Genomic DNA, 19,538 nt, shown 5'->3' on the forward strand with positions numbered 1-19,538 from the left:
TAGTAGATATATAGTCTTTTTTTAGATACATTAAAACTAATCTATTATAGACCAAGATTTATTTTGAGGTTTTGACTTAATACTCATACTTTCTTCACTAATTACAATATTATCTTTTCGTTGTCCTATATATTCTAAATCACTTAATCTTTTCCATAATCGATCCATAATAGCCATAAAATAATCTACTTTATCTAACGTATCGTTTATTTCTTGATGATTATAATTCATGTCTATTACATTTCCTAATGTGGTTTCAAAAACAGAAGGTTTTATATCAATCCATTCATAGTAGTATTGCAGTAATTTTTCTTTTTCAGTTTCTTCCATAATGGTTAGCTCATTTGACAAGTAGTTCGCCAAAATAGATATTTTCTGTGCAATGTATACTGGTGGTTGTTCTTCTCCTATTTGATTAAATTCAAAAGTGTGTTGCCCTACAAAATCCATTACTTTATTCGTTAACAAAAATGTATTTCGTACTAATGTATTACTCTGTTGCTTGTCTCTATTCTTTTTGTTAATAATTACAGAGTAATTACGTAGTCTTACTAAAACTTGTCCTATGTTTTTATAAAACTCATGTAACGGCTTATAATATGCTATTCGAGATACAGCAGGTGTGTAATCTTTATCTACAACAAAATTTCCGTTTCGCCAATACACTTTATTTGCTAGAAAGAAACTTGCATCCATAAAACCATTATTAAACTGGTTTTTAGGAATTATTTTAAGCCCTACTTTTGGTAATACATATGGGTGATGTAATGGAATTACTTCTGGGTCAGGCTCTCCTACCGGTAAAAGTTCAAAAGGGTTTATTGTTACCATAACATAAAACTCTAAATTACTATTAGTGTCTATATCTTTAGATTCTATTTTTGCAGTAGGTACATCACCTCCATACATTTCTTTAGAAAAAGCTATTTTATATCCTGCTTTTGTAATAGCATTACAGCCATTTAAAGACAAAACTAATCGTTCTTCTGTAAGTGTATTAATTTCTATATCAAGCGCAGGAATATTTTCTTTTTCTGTTTCTAACAAACCATAATCATAGCTGTGCATTCTAGTTTTTACACTATCATTAATGGTGTTTATTGTATTAAAATAATTTTCAATAAAATGATCTTTGGTTAGCTTTACACCGTCTGTCCAATTGACAGGGAAATATTCTTTATTTTTCATCTGCTTATTTTTTTAAACTCTGATATATATTTATATTGTTATATATCTCGTATTATTCTGCTGTTGCTTTTACTTCATCTTCTTTATTCTTAGAAACACGTCGTACATACAAAACAGTTTTGTTTTTTATTTTATTACCTATTACATCTCCATCAAAATCGAGCATTCTAGTAAAAATAGGCATTGGTAACCACTTGTTAGTATATAATATCCAACCATAAGGTCCGTTACCGTCTTCTAGTTCTATAATATTGTTTGGAAATCGTATGTTTTGATCGTCTATAAATCGATTAAACCATCTACCTAAGCTTACATCTTCTGGAAGTTTTACAGAAAAAGAAGCATATTCCTTTGCTTCTGGTGATCGCTTAACTTTTACTGTTACCTGCATTAATCTAAAAGTATCTACACTGTTCCAATACTCTTCATCATTAAGTTCATTATTAACAATCCATAGTTTATAAAACGGACTTGGTATTTGTAAATACATGCCTCTAGAAAACACATAAAAAGGCGGTACTAAAAACCACAAAACAGTTAACATAGCCCATAATTCATATCCTAATTCATTTGCCCAAGAGAAAACAAAATAGTATGCCCATGATGCTAATATTACTGCGATAAACAACCCTAATATCATTAACCACTTATTCTCTTTAAATCCTATGTCTTTAAAGAAATTTGTGGTAGAAAACCAATTAAATAAAAAGCCTAGAAGTAAATAGCTACATATAGAAATAACTAACCCTCCCCATATAAACTCATACTTTAAAAACCCTAATAAACTAGGGAGTATTAACAATACTGCTAGTAGTAAAATAAAAATCATTAATTTCTTCAGCTTTAACACTGCTTTTCCTTTTGCAATTGTATTTAAAACGACCGTTGCAACAATCATAACGAGTGGTGCTAGTAAGTATTTTAAAAAAAAGAGTAATAATACATTCATTAGTTTATAGGTATATATATTTTAAATACTTAATATTATTTCGTTTTGTTCTTTTGCTTTTACTTTTACTTGTTTTTCTTTTTTATTAGCTGCCACTAATATAGTATCGTATCCTAAGTAGTTTCTTCCTAATTGAAATTCATTACTGTATAGAATTTGATGCGCTACTATAATCTCTCTATTAGAAAAAGTGAAAAATTCTAATATTTTTTTAATAATACTTCTATTTTTTTGCAACTCTTTATATTCTTGGTGCTCTTCTAGCAACATAACAGCTTTAATATTATCTTGTTCACTAATTACAGCTCCTTGAGTACCTATATCATATCCTAATATCCCATCTCCTAAAGCCATAAAAGGACTTTCATTTATTACACATAACTGATACTTTAATGCTACGCTAAACCCTAATATAGATCGCAATAATATTTCTAATTCTGGCAAGTTTTCTTTTAATTGCTCAGAATTACATAAATTAAGAAAAAGTTTATATAATTGTTCTTTTTGTAATGGAATGTCTTTTTTTATAATGGCTTTTGCAAAAGAAAATAAGTTTTCTTTTGCATAATCATCTGTAAAAATATTAAGATGCCTATTTGATAATTTTAGTTTTTCTTCAAACAAAAAAGTATCAAAGGGTATAAAAAAATGAATATTTTCTTCTTCTTTTTTTCGGTTTTCACGTATTGCATCTACCACCTCTTTATTACTCATCGAAGGCGTACTAATAACTAATGGATGAAATAATATTTCGGGTAATTGATGGTAAATACTATTACGGCTTAAATGAATAAAAACACTATTCGCCTGAGGTATCATCGTTAAAGGATCGTAACTAGTTAAATCTAGAACGTCTTTTGAAAATGCCCTACTATTCATACCATGATTTTGTATCCAAACATTGCTGTTTTTCGAATCTTTTAAAATAAACATAAGTTCACCATAAAATACTTCAGCTACAAAACTTGTAATTTCACTTTTCTTTATGTTATCCAAATCCATTACCATGAATTATTGCTTTTCCCAGATTAAACTATCGTCTTTATAATCTACCAATACAACATCATCAGAAATTACACTTTCTGATACAATCATTCTTGATATTGTTTTTTTAAGATATGTACGAATAACTCCTGATATTGGTCGGGCTCCATACTTTTTTGAATATCCTTTTTTAGATAAATATTTTAAAGCTTCTTCAGATAAATTAAGAGTTATGTTTTTTTGCTGCTTTAATTGCTTTTGAAGGCTTTTAAATTGCAAACCAAAAATCATTTGTGCCACTTCTTCATTAATTGGAGCAAAAGGCACAACCTCAGTAATTCTTCCTAAAAATTCTGGTCTAAAGTGATCGCTCATTACTTCTATTAATTGATTTGAAGGTGGTATTTTATTTTCTTCAAATTGATCTGAAATCCATTGACTACCAATATTAGAGGTGAAAATAATTATTGCATTAGAAAAATCTCCTTCACGTCCCAATTTATCATGAATATGCCCTTCATCCATAATTTGTAAAAAAACATCATATACAGAGCTATGTGCCTTCTCAATTTCATCAAATAATATAATCGAATATGGTTTTTCTCTTATTTTATTTACCAACATTCCTCCTTCTTCATATCCTACGTATCCTGGAGGTGCTCCATATAAAAGGGCTGCTGAATGTTCTTCTTTAAATTCTGACATATCAAAACGAATCATTGCGCTCTCATCATCAAAAAGTAACTCTGCTAAAGATTTTGTAAGTTCTGTTTTACCAGTTCCTGTTGGTCCTAAGAAGAAAAATGAACCTATTGGTTGTTTCGGGTTACTTAAACCACTTCTAGATTCTATAATAGCATCTGATAATGTTGTAATAGCATGGTCTTGCCCTTTTACTCTTGCTTGTAAACGTTCTTCAATATTTAGGAGTCGTTCTTTTTCTTCTGCTTGTATTTTCCCAATGGGAATTCCTGTTATACTTGCTACCATTGCAGAAATTTCATGTGCTGTAACTTCTTTAATTGGTTGTATTGCTATTTCTTTTGCTTCTGCTAAATACGCTTCTAAGCTTTGTACCAATACATCTTCTTCTTTTATAGCAAGAATATCATATTTACTTGAAATATTATTTAGTATTACAGGACTTACTTTATCTGTTGTTAAACGGTATAAAAAATAAAGATTCGTTATAGAGTCTTTCTCACCCAAAACCACACTTTTTAATTGCGCTTGTAATACTTCTATTTCTTTTAGCGAATTAGCATTACTAGTATGAACTGACGCTAGTGTTCTATCTAATAATTCTATTGCCCCGTAAGGTAATTTATTTTCTTTAAAGTATCTTTTTGAATATTGTACCGATTCGGTAATAGCTTCCTCTGATATTTTTAATTGATAATATGCTGTTAGTTTATATCTATGATTATCTAAACATTTAAGCAACACCATCATTTCTAGTTCTTCGAGCTTTATAATTTCAAGCTTACGGTTAATAGAATGTTTCTCAATAGTTTTTCTATAGGCATCAGGATTAATAGACGCAATAAGGTTTATTCCTCCATTATTAAGTTCCGCTGAAATTAAGTTACTAACAGCTCCTGATCCCCCTTGGGTTCCTTCTATTAATATTTGTATGTCATCGATAATGAAAAGGCAATTTTCTAATTTCCCTATTTTATCAAAAGTGTCACTTAATTTCTTAGCGACATCGCTCTCATTAGTACTATTTGCTAATAACTTAGATGCGTTAAGTCCTATTATTTGCTTTTCAGAAACCAAAGGATTTTCTGATTCTGCAATATGCTTAATTAAACCTTTAATGATTCCTGTTTTTCCAACACCAGAATCACCAACTAATAAAACACCTCTATTTTCTTGTCGTTCAAGACTTTCTAAAATACTTCTTATTTCTTTATCTCTCCCTAAAATTAAGGTTCCTTCGTCTAGATTTTTTTGAGTAATAAGGTTGGTACAATATGGTATTGACTCAATTAATTCAACCTGTTCGCTATCTGTTAAATTTTTTGAAGAAAAAACTGGAGATTCATATATCTTATAAAACTCTGCTTCAGTTACAGAAAGGGTTTCTAATTGTTTGTTTGTATATACAACACCTTCTCTAAGAATGGCTATAAATACACAAAGTCCGTCTATATAATCGGTACCTAATTTTAATTTTGACCTTTCTGACTCTTCAAATACTTTATCTACCTCACTATCTGGTAATGGTTCTGTTCCGGCTTGATCTTCTGATTCATAAATTTCTTTTCGCATTTCGAACCATTCTTGCAAGTAATCAACATCTTTACCCATACTAGATAATACGTCGCTTACTCCTGTCGATTCATATAGTAATGCTAGAGCTAAATGTGCCACCCCATATGTTGTGTGCCTATCTTTAGCTGCAAACGATTTAGCTAATCGTACTGCTGATACTAAACTTGCACTAAAATTATTCTCTATCATCAATTTTTTTTATATTATATTCACTCGATATGGCGTATTGTGTACAGATTTACTTTCTAACTGTAACTCTAACGAATGGCCTAATCGTTTTTTATTTTCACTACTTAAATTACCTCCTTCATTTAATGAAACCTCTACATTTATAGTTCTAACTAATCCTTGTTTTTTGTTTACCGATATTCCAACTCCTGATTTTACCGATACACTTTTAAGAACATCGCCAATTGCTACATGTATAAATTCTTTAATGTCTTCGTTAGAAACAATTCTATCTTTAGATAATAACCCATATCTAAAATTACTAATCTTTTCTTTTGCTCCTTTTTTTACAATTCCACCAACAGTATCGGTTAGTAACCGTATACTATCTGACTCTAATTCAATTGTTTGATATTGTGTTAGTAAAGTTCCTTCCTTAATATCATTTGCCAAACCAGCATTTGTAGTCCAATAAACACATTCATACGTGTCTGATGTTTTATATGGAATTGTTTGTAAATAAACTTTTTCACTATTATTACTTACATCTTTAAATCTAAAGTTCACTTTACGTTCTAAAGTATCTAACTTATCATTAAGGTCTTCTAAGTAACTATTTAATAAATCGTAGCCTACTGCCGAGAAAGAACTTCCTTCTTCCCTTACGGTTTGTATTACATCACTTAAAATAGATTTTGCATTACGTTCATCAAACTGCTCAATATCTCCATAATAAAGAGAAAAAGCTCCCTCCATATTATTTATATCGTTTTTCAATGCGTTTTTATACTTTCTCCCTTGATTGTCAATAAGAGATTCTGCATTTAAAAAATATTCTTTTTCATTAAAATAAAGAGAAACTATTTTTCCATTTCTTTTTAAACTATGTTGTTTGTAAGATCTCTTTCTATTAACAATAGGAAATGTATTTGTAGAAATAGCTATTTTTTCTAATTCTTCTTTCGTAAAAGCAATTGAAAATGTTATTTCTAACCAAAAAAGTTCTTTGTCATACTCTTCTATCTCTTCTTGGTTAAATAAATCCTTACATTTATCTGTTAACTTCTGTCTTTTCTTAGCGCTATTACTAAGATCTAAAGTATATAAGTAGTCATGATAATATTTTTGTATTGTAGCGTAATAATGTTCCTTATTTGTAGTTAAATCTTCTACTTCTTGATATAGGTTTAGCTCATTACCTTCACTATCTTTCACCTTACTCATTTTAAGGTATGGATCGAGGTGAGAATCTTTTAATAAAATACTTATTGGTATTTTAGTGATATCGTTTAATAAAGACTCTTCTATATCAATACCAACCCAAATAGTATATTCTGGTATTTTACTTTCTTTATAAGAGTTTATAATATGTTTATATCCTTTATTTGTATCAAAAATTAACTGTCTGTCTAAAGCAGTACAATATACATTAGCTCTTAAAAGTGTTTGTTTTTTAATTGGTGTAAAAAAAACGTCATTTAATTCTCCCTTTACAATTTTTTGAAAATATAACTGAGTCGTTTTTTCTATTTTACTAATCTGTTCTGATGGTTGAACGCTTAGTAATGTATGTGATGGTGTAGGCAATGACCAACTTTCATTAACCAATATTTTTGATATTCTTTCTAAAAGTTTAGCATCAGATACTTTTACTTCTTGATGTACTTTTGATAACTCATAAGAGAATACATCTAAAAACATCTCTACAACTGGATCTACTTTTTGAGTATTCTCGATACCCCACAGCTGCATAGAGCGCATTTTCATGCGTTCTTTAATTTTTTTATAATTGTTATTAACCATACTTTTAGGTTATTATTGAATTCTCATGATTGCATTCTATTTAGAACTTCCAGTTATAATCATCGCATTAAACTCTTTTTTACTGAGATAAAGGACTTACGTACAAAGATGTATTAAAGTTAAAAGCAATTCCTGTTTGTATTATGTTTCCTGATACGTTTATCACTGCTTTTCTTCTTACTTGAGAATACTTTTCTGAATCTATATCAGTATCAATTTCACTTAAACTTACACCTACTTTTATATCTGTAAGTCTTGTTTCGTACTTAACTATTGATTCTAGCAATGATACTCTTACACGTTCTTCCCATTCATAAATCTTCACTAATTGATTAAATTCGAGTTCCCATATATCTGATCCAAAATCTGCTCTTCCTGCAACTTCTCCATATCTACTAGTAATTTGCATCATAATATACTGAGCAATAGACTCTTCTATTAAACACCTGTTTTGTATTTCTCCATGTAACATGCCAGAAAAATCTATAGGTAATTTTAAATACTTCATATGCTTTTAGATTTTAGTATATACAATCTAGTTTGTTTCAAAATAGATAGCATAATACTTCATATTTTAAAAAACAAACAACATATTATTGGAAAAGGGTGTGGTAATCAATTATAATTTATAAGACCTAAAAGCTCTCTTTGAATTACAACTATAAAGCGATGTACTTTAAAAAGTTTTCACTTTAATTTACTGTAAGTATATTATGTAAAAAAACATCTAAAATAAAAGATACATTCAACCTACCCTTAACAAAGGTTTATAACCTTCTTTATATAAAGATAAATTAACAATAGATAAACTATATTGTTTACATAAAAAATATTTGCAAAAAACACCTAAAACCAGTAATACTTATTACTTATATTTTTCTAAAATCGAATTCATTTTAAAAAAACATAGTATAACCATCATCTAAGTAAAAGTTATAAAACAAACTGAATTTAATAACTCATAAATGCTTCTTAACTTTTACTTAAAATAATAGTTTATAAATAAATAGTATTCTTATCTTACTATTACTCCTGCTTATATTCACTATGCCATTCAGCATTTTCAGGCCCATCTCCTTTATGACCGTCTAATTGAATAACAAAACTTTTAGCAGGGAAGTATGGTGTGATATGTATATCCAACAACACTCTATCCTTTTGATTTGGATCTTGTTCTATTTTCATTACCTTAAACTTCTCAATAAGTTTAGATGGTCCTTGAACACCGTCTAAAAACTTAACGATTTGGCTTCTTAAATCAGCCTCTGTACGAGTAGTCCAGTTTTCAAAAGCTTTTCTATTTAAGAAATCAAAAAGAACCTTGGTAATATGATCAAATACTCTTACTACAGAGTATGTTTGCAACCCTAAGTTATCACCGTTAAATAATGTTTTAGCAGAGAACGCCATAACCTTACTATATTCATTAACCATAGGAACTAATCCCATTTTTTCTAATTCTGAAATCTCACTCTTTTTAAGATCAAAACGAACACTTTCAACCTCATTAATTCCACCGAATTTTTTTCCAGCAACAACTTGAGACATTAAAGTACTGTAAATTTTTCCAGCTAGTGCAGATGATGGTGGTACATATAAGTTATCTTCTTCTCCTACAACATCGTCTTTTTTTCTACCTAACAACCAGTTACAAGACATTAATGTATTTGATTTAAAAACATCTCCTCCCGTATGATTTGCGTTAAAAAAGATATCTACAACATCGTCTGGAGATTCTAAATCTTGAAAATCTGTTACTAGCATCGTTTTATTATCGTATGCTATTTTCGACCATTTATCTATTACAGCATTCGAACCTAAATACCCAGGGATATTTAATATTCCGTAATTACTTCTAAGGTCTAAACGATCAAAATTTTGCTTTAACTCATTCCCAACATAATCAATAAATAACGTATTATCTAAATCTTTTAATTGATCTAAATCAGCGTTAAGTATTGTAACATTTTTTATTTTATCTGATTCTGCATTCTTATAGAAAAGCGAAACCGATCTATAAGATCTCTCTAAGTCTTCTGTAGCTTTAAGCGCCTTTTTTAAATTCGCATTTAATGTAAGATCTGCTTTCTCTGAACGGTCTTTTGCGATATCACGCATTCCTTCAGTATCCTTTCCGCTACCTAACAAGTCGATCCAAATATTTAACCTATTTGTTAAATTTTTTCTTTCTGTTTCCCATTGTTCATCAGTAAGAAAGATATTTCTTCTTGCTTTTCTTTTTGGATTAAGGTTAGAGAAACCATCGATTATATTTTCTAAAAAAGAAAAACCTCCATATTCTGCTAATACTTCAACTGCAGATTTTGAATTTTGAATTTGTTTTTCTTGTATAGACGCACTCTTTTTTTCTTTTGCTTGTACTGACATAATAATTTATTGTAATTAGTTTATTAAATTCTCAACTATTGATTGCTTTTCCCTCCTTCGATTTCACTTAAAGAGTCTTGTAATACTTGAGCAATTGCTGCTCTCGTTTCAGGATTTTCTAAAGCTTTCTTCAATCCTTTATTAGAGGTAAGTTGACGAATTATTTTGGTATTTTGTTCTTTTTCAATATCTAATCTATTTAAAAAGGCGCTATTCTTTTTAATTGATTTAGATCCAAAATCACCAAGGTTTTTAAAACTAATTTTTTCTTTTACATCTGTTCCTTGTTCGTCTTGAAATTCGACTTCAACATTTGGAGCAAATTCTTCAAACACTTCTTCTACTGTCTGAAGACCATAAACGGCTTCTGGAGTTACTGGCGCTTCGTTTGTTAATTTTTGAATTAATAAAGTTTTGTTAGAAGGGATATCAGCAATAGCTTCTCCTGCATCTTTTTTCACTTCATTACCACCTATACCATAGTTGTACATAGACATATTTTTTTTGTTTTTGAGTTATATATTTATTTGTAATTTTCTTTTTCTAGTTGCTTTTATTTAATTAAACAAACAAAAGCGGTGCTAAGATACATACTTTCTTCTTAAAAAACAATGTTTAATCTAGGCACATTCTAATTAAATAATAGGTGAAATTAGAATATCTTTTCTTAAAACGAAACCTAAACAATACGAAAAAAGATACAATTAAGAAAACCACCTTGAAATACGGAAAAGTTTAAATTCACATAAAAAACACCTCCATTACGCATAAAACAACAAACCTTTATTTATACAAACTCATTAAAAACCCTAATTTATAATAAAAAACTACGCTTTACTAAACATTCCTACAACTAATATTATAAAATATTGATTACCCTTTTGGTAGCATACTATGGTATATTTTAGGGTAAAAAAATATCAAAAATTTAATTTAAGAGACAAAAATTTTAATACTGAAGAATGTTTAACTCTAAACTAACCTAAGCTTAACACTTAAAAGTAACTACCATCACAAATTATGTACAATTCGAAGCAAAACTTAACCAAATACCTACGCAACAATTACTAATAACAACTTTAATAATAGATACAGAGACAAAACTCTCTTTAGTCTTAACTATTTAAAATAAAAAAACTGCAAGTTTTCACTTGCAGTTTTTTTATTTTATAATAAATCGATGAAATTAAATACTTTCTCCTAATTCTTTTAGTTTAGAGGTATTCTCGGCCATCATTAATTCATCAATAATTTTCTGAATATCTCCATTTATAATATTTGATAAATCATATAAGGTTAATCCAATTCTATGATCTGTCATACGTCCTTGCGGAAAATTATAAGTTCTAATCTTTGCAGATCTATCACCAGAAGTAACCATTGTTCCTCTTTTTAAAGCATCAGCAGCATTTTTCTTTGCTAACTCCATTTCGTATAAACGAGAACGTAATACTTTAAAAGCTTTTTCTTTATTTTTATGCTGTGATTTTTGATCTTGACATTGTGCCACTAAACCAGTAGGAATGTGTGTTAAACGCACTGCCGAATATGTTGTATTTACCGACTGACCTCCTGGACCTGATGAACAGAAAAAATCAATACGTACTTCTTTTGGGTTTATTACTACATCAAACTCTTCTGCTTCCGGAAAAACCATACAAGTAGCTGCTGATGTATGTACACGACCTTGTGTTTCTGTTTGCGGTACACGTTGTACACGATGTACACCTGCCTCAAACTTTAATGTTCCATATACATCATCTCCAGAAACTTCAAACTGAATTTCTTTAAATCCTCCATTGGTACCTTCAGAATAATCTACTGTAGAAACTTTCCATCCTCTACCTTCACAATATTTAGTATACATTCTAAATAATTCACCTGCAAAAATACTTGCTTCATCCCCACCTGCTCCTGCTCTAAGTTCAACAACCGCGTTCTTAGCATCTTCTGGATCTTTAGGAATTAACATGAATTTAATTTCTTCTTCTAAAACAGGAATACGCTTTTTAGCATCGTCCATTTCCATCTTAGCCATTTCCGTCATTTCCGGATCACTTCCATCAGCTATAATTTCTTTAGCTTCTTCAATTGAATCATTCAGACTTTTATACTCATCACCTTTCTTAACAACCTTACCTAAATCTTTATATTCTTTACTTAACTTAGCGTAACGTTTTTGGTCCATTATAATATCTGGCTGGATAATTAAATCCGAAACCTCATCATAACGTTGCTTTATAATTCTTAATTTATCTAACATCTTCTAGCTTTTCTGGTTTGCGAATTTACATTTTTTATCGGAATTATTTTTAAATTTCATTTAACTATATTAGATTTAAAATCAATTACGAACTATGAAAACATTAAAACTTTATTTTATTTTTTACAAGACCTCCTTTTTACCCCCACTAGCCTTAGCCCTTTTTGCTTTATTAAAATTTAATATTATGTTACTCGCTACAATTGCTTTAACAACAGCAACCTTTTTAGTTTGGAGTTATCAGCGCTTTATTAGTGATAAAAAAAAAGAAAAGCTATACTTTTACTATAATATGGGTATTACAGAACTAAAATTATACTTGTTTGTTTTTTTTATAAACTTAGCAATTCTCGTTTGTACCAATATTTATATGAAATGAATTATTTAGAAATTGATAATATTGAGTTAAACTTTGGAACTACCGAAATATTAAAAGCAATTTATTTTAAAGCTGAAAAAGGAAAAATTACAGGAATCTTAGGAAGTAACGGCTCTGGAAAAACTTCGTTACTAAGAATTATATTTGGTGAGTTAAAACCAAAAAGCAAGCTACTAAGGATTGATAATAAACCTGTATTAATTCCATTATACAAAAAAGCATTTATAAAATACCTTCCACAATTTCATATTATACCTAACAACATTTCTTTAAAAAGCTCATTTAGTTTTTTTAATACCTCTTTTTCTGATTTTTTAATTGATTTCCCTGATTTTGAATCTCAAAAAGATCATTCTTTTTCTGATTTTTCAGGAGGCGAAAAAAGATTAATAGAAACTTATGTTATTGTAAAATCTGATGCTGAAATTATTTTATTAGACGAACCATTTTCTCATTTATCGCCATTATACATTAAAAAAATAAAAGAGATACTAGAGACAGAGAAAACGCATAAAATAATTATTATTACAGATCATTTGTATAAAGAGATCTTAGATGTTTCTAACACCTTATATCTATTAAAAGATGGCTGGAATCGGTTATTAACGTCACCCCAAGAACTCATTAAATACAACTATGCAAACACTTTATAAAAACAGAAACTTTACACTTATGAAAAACGGAATTTTATTACTATTTATAAGCATATTACTTTCTTGTAACTCTAAAGAAAACCTTAAAAAACCTACTTGGTTAATTGGTAAATGGAAGCGAATCAATGAAAAACCAGCCAAGAGTACTTTTGATTTCTGGAATAATGATTTAACAGGAATTGGCTTCACTTTAAAAAATTTAGATACTATTTTTAAAGAAAAAATGAGTGTTATTACAATTAAAGATACGCTTCATTTAAAAATTGAAGGTGTAAACGAAGCCCCAACATTATTTAAATTCACACAGCACTCTGACTCTTCTTTCGTATGCGAGAATCAAAAAAATGAGTTCCCTAAAAAAATTCATTATTATTTAGATAAACAACAATTAAAGTGTAAAATTTCTAATAATGAATTTTTTGTTGATTTTATTTTTGATAATATTAAAAACTAATGTTCGTAGCAATTAAGAACAATCAACTAGAAAAATATTACCTATTAATAAAGCTGATGAACTAATTTCTATTGGACAAGTAAAAACCATAAGTTCGACTGAATACTTTATTAGAAAAGGAGAAACTCCTAAGAAACTTGCTTTTGTTATTTCTGGGCTTTTTAGATATGTTTACATTGATAAAAAAGGTATTGAATATACTAAAGGAATTATTACCGAAAATAACTTTATTACTTCTTACTCTGCAATGATATCAAAATCTAATTCTCATTTTTTTATCGAAGCTCTTGAAGATTCAAAAATATTGAAAATACCCTATACAAAATGGAAAAACCTGATAGAAACTGATAGTTTTTGGTTAAAATTTTTACTTTCTCTTGTTGAAAAAGGCTTTTCTATAAAAGAAAAAAGAGAAAGGGATTTACTTTTACTAAATGCAGAAATGCGATATAAAAATTTCTTAAAAGATTTCCCTTTAATGGAAGGGAGAATAAAACAAGCAATTATTGCCTCCTATCTTGGCATACAACCAGAATCTCTTAGTAGAGTAAGAAGAAATATGCTGACTTAACACAGGTCAATGCATAGCCAAATTAACCAATTTACTTTTGTTTTATTATAAATAATAAAACAAAAGTAAATCAAAAATGATTTTAACAAATAACACAATACTTATTACAGGTGGTAGCTTTGGAATTGGACTAGAACTAAGCAAACAACTTCTTAAAAAAAACAGCAAAATAATAATTTGTGGAAGATCTAAAGAGAAACTATTTGAAGTTAAAAAAAACATTCCTGAAATCGAGATTTTTCAATGTGACGTATCAGACCAAAAACAATGTATTAATTTAGTTAATTGGATACAGAAACATCACTCTAAGTTAAATGTTTTAATTAATAATGCTGCAATCGTACACATAACAAATTTTTTAGATGATGATAATATTATTGAAAAAGCAAAATTAGAAATGGATATTAATTTTATAGGCCCTATAACATTAATAAAACAGCTAATTCCAATCATTCAAAAAAACAACAGCCCTACTCTAATAAATATTACAAGTGGATTAATCTATCTACCTAGATCTGGCTATCCTTTTTACAATGCTACCAAAGCAGCACTTCATTCTTTCACCCAAGTATTAAGAGTACAAATGAAAAACACAAAATTTAAAGTAATTGAAGTTATGTTTCCTGCTGTAAAAACACCTTGGCACAAAGGAAAGCCTCCCAAAATTGCAATCACACCTGAAAAAGCTGTTCTAAAAATGCTAAAGGGCTTAGAAAGTAACAAAACAGAGATAAAGATAGCCAAGGTCAAACTATTGTATTTTCTATCTCGTTTTGCTCCAAAATTTGCTTTAAAAAAATTAAACAATTTAAAAAGTTAAAAAAGTCAGTAGTTAAATACATATCATTAAGTAACTAGTTTTAAATAAGGTGATGTACCCCTTATTGTCAGTTCGAGCGCAGTCGAGAACTATTAACCTCTAAAAAACAGGTTTCGACTGCGCTCAACCAGACATTACCCATGGTCTTCCAATTAAAATATTCGTAATTATCAACTGACCTCTAAAAGTTAATAATATTTATAAATATATTTAGCTAAAAAACAGACATAACTTCTAATTGTTTTAGATACACAATCTCTTTACAAAAAACAATTTCCGTAGTTCATCCCCCCTACAAGTTTTATTATTTAAAAGTGTAATAAAATTACACGAAAATGGTTTGCATTACCTCCCTTCTACTTTTAACAAGTTCACTACATAGAGAAAAGTTAATTTAGCTTATAAATAAAACGCAGTTAACTGCGTTTTATTTATATTTGAGGAAATTTAAAAAAATTGAGTGCAGATTTAATAAATGAAATGGGATATATCGCTTTAGCTACGAGGTTAAAACGGATTAGTGATAAAATGAGTCACAGCACAAGGTTAATGTACAAACAAATAGATATGGACATTGAACCTAATTGGTATTTAGTTTTAATACTTGTAAAGGAAAAACCAAACATATCAGTAATGGAAATTGCAAAGAGTATGGGATTTACACATCAGTCAGTAAATACGATAACAAGTAAAATGATGAAAAAAGGTTATTTAAAAATTTCTAAGGACACTAAAGACAAAAGAAAAACAGTTTTTAATATCACTTCTAAATCAATCGATGCCTTGCCAGAAATTGAAAAAGTATGGGGAATTGGTAAAAAGGTCATTTATGAATTACTCGATGAAGATATTACGATACTAAAACATTTAGATACATTAGAATCAAATTTAGATAAAACGTCATTTGGACAAAGAATAATCGATAAATTAGATAGCACTGAAAATGAAAAATCATAATTACAACGTTAAAGTTGAATGGACAGGTAATGAAGGAAATGGAACTCTAAATTACAAATCGTATAATAGAAATCATATTATTTCGGGAGAAGAAAAATATAATGAAATACTAGCTTCTTCTGACCCATCTTTTTTAGGAGATGAGTCAAGATATAATCCTGAAGACCTCTTTCTTTCATCTTTGTCATCTTGCCATATGCTTTGGTATTTACACTTATGTAGCATTCATAAAATAATCGTAACCGATTATATTGATAATGCAACTGGAGTAATGGAAGAAACGAACAACGGTAGTGGTAAATTTAAAGAAGTCACCTTAAATCCATTGGTAACTATTCAAAATAATGACCACCGTAAAAAAGCAAATGAATTACATACTGAAGCAAATAAAATGTGCTTTATTGCGAACTCTTGTAATTTTAAAATCAACCACAATCCTAAAACAGTTATAAAAAATAACAGTACTGGTGAAAAATAGACTTTAATGCATCTTTAACTCAATACGCATACAAACTTTTAAATTTGACTCTTATAGTTTTATAAATTAACTTCGCTAACTCGACATTTAATAAAGTAAGTAAAACAAAACGATGATTAAAAACTACACATATATAATATTATTATTCATTTCAGTTTTACCTATCTTTAGTCAAAAAAATGAAAATTCTAAATTTTCAGATGGCCCATATATTTTCATAGAAAATAGTGAGCTAATTGAAAAAATAATAATAAATGGTAAAGTTTCCTCTAAAATTTTAAAGAAAAACACATATGATACCATTTTTAATTCTGAAAAATCAGTTTTTAATAAAGTAAAGAAAATTGCTGCATTAAGTGATATTCACGGAAAATACGACCTAGCAATTAAGCTTTTAAAGAATAATAAAATTATTGACAAAAATTTAAATTGGAATTTTGGTAAAGGTCATTTGGTTATTGTTGGAGACATTTTTGACAGAGGTGATAAGGTTAACGAAACACTTTGGTTAATTTACAAACTTGAATTACAAGCGAAAAAAAAAGGTGGTCGTGTACATTTCTTACTAGGAAATCATGAATACATGATCCTTCATAAAGATTTAAGATATATAAGTCCTAAATACAAAACCACCTCAAAATTACTAAACTTAAACTACGATGAACTTTATAACAAGAAAACAGTTATCGGTAGATGGCTACGATCAAAACCGACTATTATAAAAATAAATAATACTGTTTTTGCTCACGGAGGTGTATCTAAACACTTTATAGATCAGAGTGATTTTAATATTGAAAATATTAACGAAATCATGAGAAAATCTATTGACAGGACTAAACAAGAAATGAAGTCTACAAATTTTTACAACACCTATTATGGTAAAAAAAGTTTAATATGGTATCGTGGATATTTTAATGATAATTTAAAAGATGCTGACATTTCAGGAATCTTAAAAAAAATAGAATCTGAACATGTAGTTGTAGGGCATTGCTCTAATGGAGTAATTGTTCAATTATTTGATCATAAAATTTTTGGTGTAGACTCTAGTATTAAAAAAGGGAAATATGGAGAAATTTTACTTATTAAAAACAACAAATACTATAGAGGAACTTTAGATGGTAAGAAAATAAAATTCAATAAAAAGGATAACTAATAAGCATTCTTAATTTTCTATCTATAAACTTTTTAAAAAATTACTAGAGTTTAAGTTTTTTTCAATTTTTGTGATATTTATAACTTTAATATCATTATTGATTTTTATAATATTATAATTTAACTTCGCTTCCTCCTTAAAACGGACTCAAGTATTATACATCCCCAAAAACTAACCAATCAACAACGATAACATGAAAAAGTTAATTACAATCATAATCGTAATTTCTACCACCATAACAAATGGTCAAACTTTAAAAGATTCAGTTAACGTAATTTACAAGAACTATTTTGATCTTTTAAAAACAAAACAAAAGCTTGACACCATAGCCTATAAAATTGATAACTTTGAAGAGTTAATGGTTTCAAATAACAAGATTATTAAGGAACTCTCTGACGCAGAACTTTTCAGTCTTAAAAAACAGCTAGAACAAAGAACAAAAAAAATAATAAATACTACAGAATTTGTTTTTGCTTCTAACGCTAGTTTAAATGCGATTAAACAACTAGACGCAACTAGTGATTACCTTACTCAAGTCTCTAGTTTAAATAACCCTAATAATTCTGACTTAGGATTTAGTTTATCTCATGACATAGCCAATATCATTGAGAAAAATATCATTAAGAAAAACAAGAAAGTAAACGGAGTAAAAAAATCTAAATTTTTACTTTTTGTTGATAATATTATCAAATCACCTATTGCGCAAACAATATCTAGCGCAATTCCTGTTGTAAACTCAATAAAATCTATTGTAAACCTAGTTATGGGTAGTGCCCTTAAAGGAAAAGACATTTCAATAGACGACGTTATTGAATTAAAAAAATCTTTAAAAGTGTACTTAGAACACTATGAAGGTTTGGCAAAAGCGCAAACTGAATTTGAACAAAATCTAGGTAATTTAGATATTAGAAAAGAAGGTTTAATTTTACTACTAACTCAATATACTAAAGAGCGCACAAATACTTTAAGTCCGAACAGTATACCTAATCATGGTAAAAACCTAACACTTACTGGGCTAATTAATAAACATTACACTGAAAAAATGGTTCAGCAAAAAGTTAATCAAATAATAAACTTAAAGCCATTAGATTATAATGTTCATCTTACAAATAATCTTTTATTATACCCAAACTATGCTTTAAATCAAGCGAAATTTATAAGAGATGAAATAGAGTCTTTAAGTAACGAATATGTATCGATTCTATCAACCTACCAATCAACATTAAAAAAAGTTCTTGAAAAAAGTAAAAATATTGGAGACGCAAATAAAATTGATGTTAAAATATCTGAGTTAGATAAAAAACTGAAAGAAGTTAAAATCACTTTCTCAGACAACTTAAATCTTTATAAACTAAATACTACTTTTAAGACACTTATGGAGTACTAAATTACTTTAAGTAGTACAGTTATTTTATAATTTATTTTACGGTTACACCTTACTTATTTTATGGTTTTTCACCTACATTCTTACTCTTAATTATTTAATTTTGAAATATTAAATTTTGTATATTGTTTTTTATCCGACAAAAAAACTTTATAAAATCAAGAGTTCAGAAATGAACTCTTTTTTATTGCTTTAACTTTATCACTTTTACTACTGTTATTTTATATTTTGTTAATTTTAGTTAAGTAAGGTTTTACCTTACTTTTTTTTACGGTTTTTTCTTATTAATCTTATTTTTTACAACTTATATTTGAGAAATTAAAAACTCAAATTATGTTAAAGAACATTTCAAACTTAGGTTCAGTATTGAACAAATCAGAGCAAAAATCTGTCAACGGAGGACGTAGGTGTTTCCCTCTCGAGAGTTGCGATATAAATGAAGAATGGGATTTTGGTTCTTGCCAATGTGTATTTTCCAATTCATAATAATTTATCAGCGAACTTCGGTTCGCTTTTTTTATATCTCCCATTCTACTGTTATTTTAATTCCTCTATTTTTATTTAATTTCTACTTTTAAAAATCTCCTAAAAGAATTAAATGGTTAAATTCTGAAAAGTTTTTAATTCAATTTTCAGTCGCTCTAATTGCTACAATTATTGCTTTCACTA

General features: G+C 28.4%; 17 protein-coding genes. 8 read left to right on the top strand and 9 right to left on the bottom strand.

Annotated elements, in window-relative coordinates:
* Nucleotides 1-36: 36 nt before the first annotated feature.
* The 9 genes from CXF68_RS19965 to prfA all read right to left on the bottom strand — a co-directional run bounded on the left by CXF68_RS19965 (nucleotide 37) and on the right by prfA (nucleotide 12,020).
* Nucleotides 37-1,188 carry a hypothetical protein gene (locus tag CXF68_RS19965; protein WP_101047081.1) on the bottom strand — a complete coding sequence of 384 codons (1,152 nt, stop codon included), beginning with the start codon at nucleotides 1,186-1,188 and terminating at the stop codon, nucleotides 37-39.
* Nucleotides 1,189-1,240: 52 nt separating this feature from the next.
* Nucleotides 1,241-2,137 carry a TssN family type VI secretion system protein gene (locus CXF68_RS19970; protein ID WP_157822017.1) on the bottom strand — a complete coding sequence of 299 codons (897 nt, stop codon included), beginning with the start codon at nucleotides 2,135-2,137 and terminating at the stop codon, nucleotides 1,241-1,243.
* A 21-nt stretch (nucleotides 2,138-2,158) separates the two neighbouring features.
* Entirely contained in the window at nucleotides 2,159-3,139 is a 981-nt protein-coding gene (locus CXF68_RS19975; protein WP_101047085.1) for a hypothetical protein, read from the bottom strand.
* Between the two features lie 9 nt (nucleotides 3,140-3,148).
* Entirely contained in the window at nucleotides 3,149-5,587 is a 2,439-nt protein-coding gene (locus CXF68_RS19980; protein WP_101047087.1) for an AAA family ATPase, read from the bottom strand.
* Nucleotides 5,588-5,596: 9 nt separating this feature from the next.
* Nucleotides 5,597-7,369 (bottom strand): type VI secretion system baseplate subunit TssF, encoded by a 1,773-nt coding sequence (locus CXF68_RS19985; protein ID WP_101047089.1) that lies wholly within the window; start codon nucleotides 7,367-7,369, stop codon nucleotides 5,597-5,599.
* Nucleotides 7,370-7,448: 79 nt separating this feature from the next.
* Entirely contained in the window at nucleotides 7,449-7,877 is a 429-nt protein-coding gene (locus CXF68_RS19990) for a GPW/gp25 family protein (protein ID WP_101047091.1), read from the bottom strand.
* Nucleotides 7,878-8,395: 518 nt separating this feature from the next.
* Nucleotides 8,396-9,757 (bottom strand): DUF5458 family protein, encoded by a 1,362-nt coding sequence (locus CXF68_RS19995; RefSeq protein WP_157822018.1) that lies wholly within the window; start codon nucleotides 9,755-9,757, stop codon nucleotides 8,396-8,398.
* Nucleotides 9,758-9,792: 35 nt separating this feature from the next.
* The gene (locus CXF68_RS20000; RefSeq protein ID WP_101047095.1) at nucleotides 9,793-10,254 is read right to left on the bottom strand and encodes a hypothetical protein; all 462 of its coding nucleotides are present in this window, start codon (nucleotides 10,252-10,254) and stop codon (nucleotides 9,793-9,795) included.
* Between the two features lie 689 nt (nucleotides 10,255-10,943).
* Nucleotides 10,944-12,020, bottom strand: coding sequence for a peptide chain release factor 1 (prfA, locus tag CXF68_RS20005; RefSeq protein ID WP_101047097.1), 1,077 nt, complete (start codon nucleotides 12,018-12,020; stop codon nucleotides 10,944-10,946).
* A gap of 375 nt (nucleotides 12,021-12,395) precedes the next feature.
* Between prfA and CXF68_RS20015 the strand changes: the two genes are divergently transcribed.
* From CXF68_RS20015 to CXF68_RS20050, 8 genes are all read left to right on the top strand, one after another.
* The gene (locus tag CXF68_RS20015) at nucleotides 12,396-13,052 is read left to right on the top strand and encodes an ATP-binding cassette domain-containing protein (protein ID WP_101047102.1); all 657 of its coding nucleotides are present in this window, start codon (nucleotides 12,396-12,398) and stop codon (nucleotides 13,050-13,052) included.
* Between the two features lie 19 nt (nucleotides 13,053-13,071).
* Nucleotides 13,072-13,506 carry a hypothetical protein gene (locus CXF68_RS20020; RefSeq protein WP_157822019.1) on the top strand — a complete coding sequence of 145 codons (435 nt, stop codon included), beginning with the start codon at nucleotides 13,072-13,074 and terminating at the stop codon, nucleotides 13,504-13,506.
* Nucleotides 13,507-13,594: 88 nt separating this feature from the next.
* A complete protein-coding gene (locus CXF68_RS20025) occupies nucleotides 13,595-14,077 on the top strand; it encodes a Crp/Fnr family transcriptional regulator (protein ID WP_255398705.1) in 483 nt (160 codons plus the stop codon).
* A 76-nt stretch (nucleotides 14,078-14,153) separates the two neighbouring features.
* Nucleotides 14,154-14,897, top strand: coding sequence for an SDR family oxidoreductase (locus tag CXF68_RS20030; RefSeq protein WP_101047108.1), 744 nt, complete (start codon nucleotides 14,154-14,156; stop codon nucleotides 14,895-14,897).
* A gap of 456 nt (nucleotides 14,898-15,353) precedes the next feature.
* Nucleotides 15,354-15,854, top strand: coding sequence for a MarR family winged helix-turn-helix transcriptional regulator (locus CXF68_RS20035; RefSeq protein WP_101047110.1), 501 nt, complete (start codon nucleotides 15,354-15,356; stop codon nucleotides 15,852-15,854).
* The gene (locus CXF68_RS20040; protein ID WP_101047112.1) at nucleotides 15,841-16,332 is read left to right on the top strand and encodes an OsmC family protein; all 492 of its coding nucleotides are present in this window, start codon (nucleotides 15,841-15,843) and stop codon (nucleotides 16,330-16,332) included. Before CXF68_RS20035 ends, CXF68_RS20040 begins: the two co-directional genes overlap by 14 nt.
* A gap of 112 nt (nucleotides 16,333-16,444) precedes the next feature.
* Nucleotides 16,445-17,485, top strand: coding sequence for a metallophosphoesterase (locus CXF68_RS20045; RefSeq protein WP_101047114.1), 1,041 nt, complete (start codon nucleotides 16,445-16,447; stop codon nucleotides 17,483-17,485).
* 193 nt (nucleotides 17,486-17,678) lie between these two features.
* A complete protein-coding gene (locus CXF68_RS20050; protein ID WP_101047116.1) occupies nucleotides 17,679-18,872 on the top strand; it encodes a hypothetical protein in 1,194 nt (397 codons plus the stop codon).
* Nucleotides 18,873-19,538: the final 666 nt, after the last annotated feature.

The organism is Tenacibaculum sp. Bg11-29 (assembly GCF_002836595.1).
Classification (GTDB): Bacteria; Bacteroidota; Bacteroidia; order Flavobacteriales; family Flavobacteriaceae; genus Polaribacter.

What these genes read in the sequence shown, in the direction of transcription:
- CXF68_RS19965 (WP_101047081.1), bottom strand. Translation starts at nt 1,188, where the DNA reads ATGAAAAATAAAGAATATTTCCCTGTCAATTGGACAGACGGTGTAAAG.
- CXF68_RS19970 (WP_157822017.1), bottom strand. Translation starts at nt 2,137, where the DNA reads ATGAATGTATTATTACTCTTTTTTTTAAAATACTTACTAGCACCACTC.
- CXF68_RS19975 (WP_101047085.1), bottom strand. Translation starts at nt 3,139, where the DNA reads ATGGATTTGGATAACATAAAGAAAAGTGAAATTACAAGTTTTGTAGCT.
- CXF68_RS19980 (WP_101047087.1), bottom strand. Translation starts at nt 5,587, where the DNA reads ATGATAGAGAATAATTTTAGTGCAAGTTTAGTATCAGCAGTACGATTA.
- CXF68_RS19985 (WP_101047089.1), bottom strand. Translation starts at nt 7,369, where the DNA reads ATGGTTAATAACAATTATAAAAAAATTAAAGAACGCATGAAAATGCGC.
- CXF68_RS19990 (WP_101047091.1), bottom strand. Translation starts at nt 7,877, where the DNA reads ATGAAGTATTTAAAATTACCTATAGATTTTTCTGGCATGTTACATGGA.
- CXF68_RS19995 (WP_157822018.1), bottom strand. Translation starts at nt 9,757, where the DNA reads ATGTCAGTACAAGCAAAAGAAAAAAAGAGTGCGTCTATACAAGAAAAA.
- CXF68_RS20000 (WP_101047095.1), bottom strand. Translation starts at nt 10,254, where the DNA reads ATGTCTATGTACAACTATGGTATAGGTGGTAATGAAGTGAAAAAAGAT.
- prfA (WP_101047097.1), bottom strand. Translation starts at nt 12,020, where the DNA reads ATGTTAGATAAATTAAGAATTATAAAGCAACGTTATGATGAGGTTTCG.
- CXF68_RS20015 (WP_101047102.1), top strand. Translation starts at nt 12,396, where the DNA reads ATGAATTATTTAGAAATTGATAATATTGAGTTAAACTTTGGAACTACC.
- CXF68_RS20020 (WP_157822019.1), top strand. Translation starts at nt 13,072, where the DNA reads ATGAAAAACGGAATTTTATTACTATTTATAAGCATATTACTTTCTTGT.
- CXF68_RS20030 (WP_101047108.1), top strand. Translation starts at nt 14,154, where the DNA reads ATGATTTTAACAAATAACACAATACTTATTACAGGTGGTAGCTTTGGA.
- CXF68_RS20040 (WP_101047112.1), top strand. Translation starts at nt 15,841, where the DNA reads ATGAAAAATCATAATTACAACGTTAAAGTTGAATGGACAGGTAATGAA.
- CXF68_RS20045 (WP_101047114.1), top strand. Translation starts at nt 16,445, where the DNA reads ATGATTAAAAACTACACATATATAATATTATTATTCATTTCAGTTTTA.
- CXF68_RS20050 (WP_101047116.1), top strand. Translation starts at nt 17,679, where the DNA reads ATGAAAAAGTTAATTACAATCATAATCGTAATTTCTACCACCATAACA.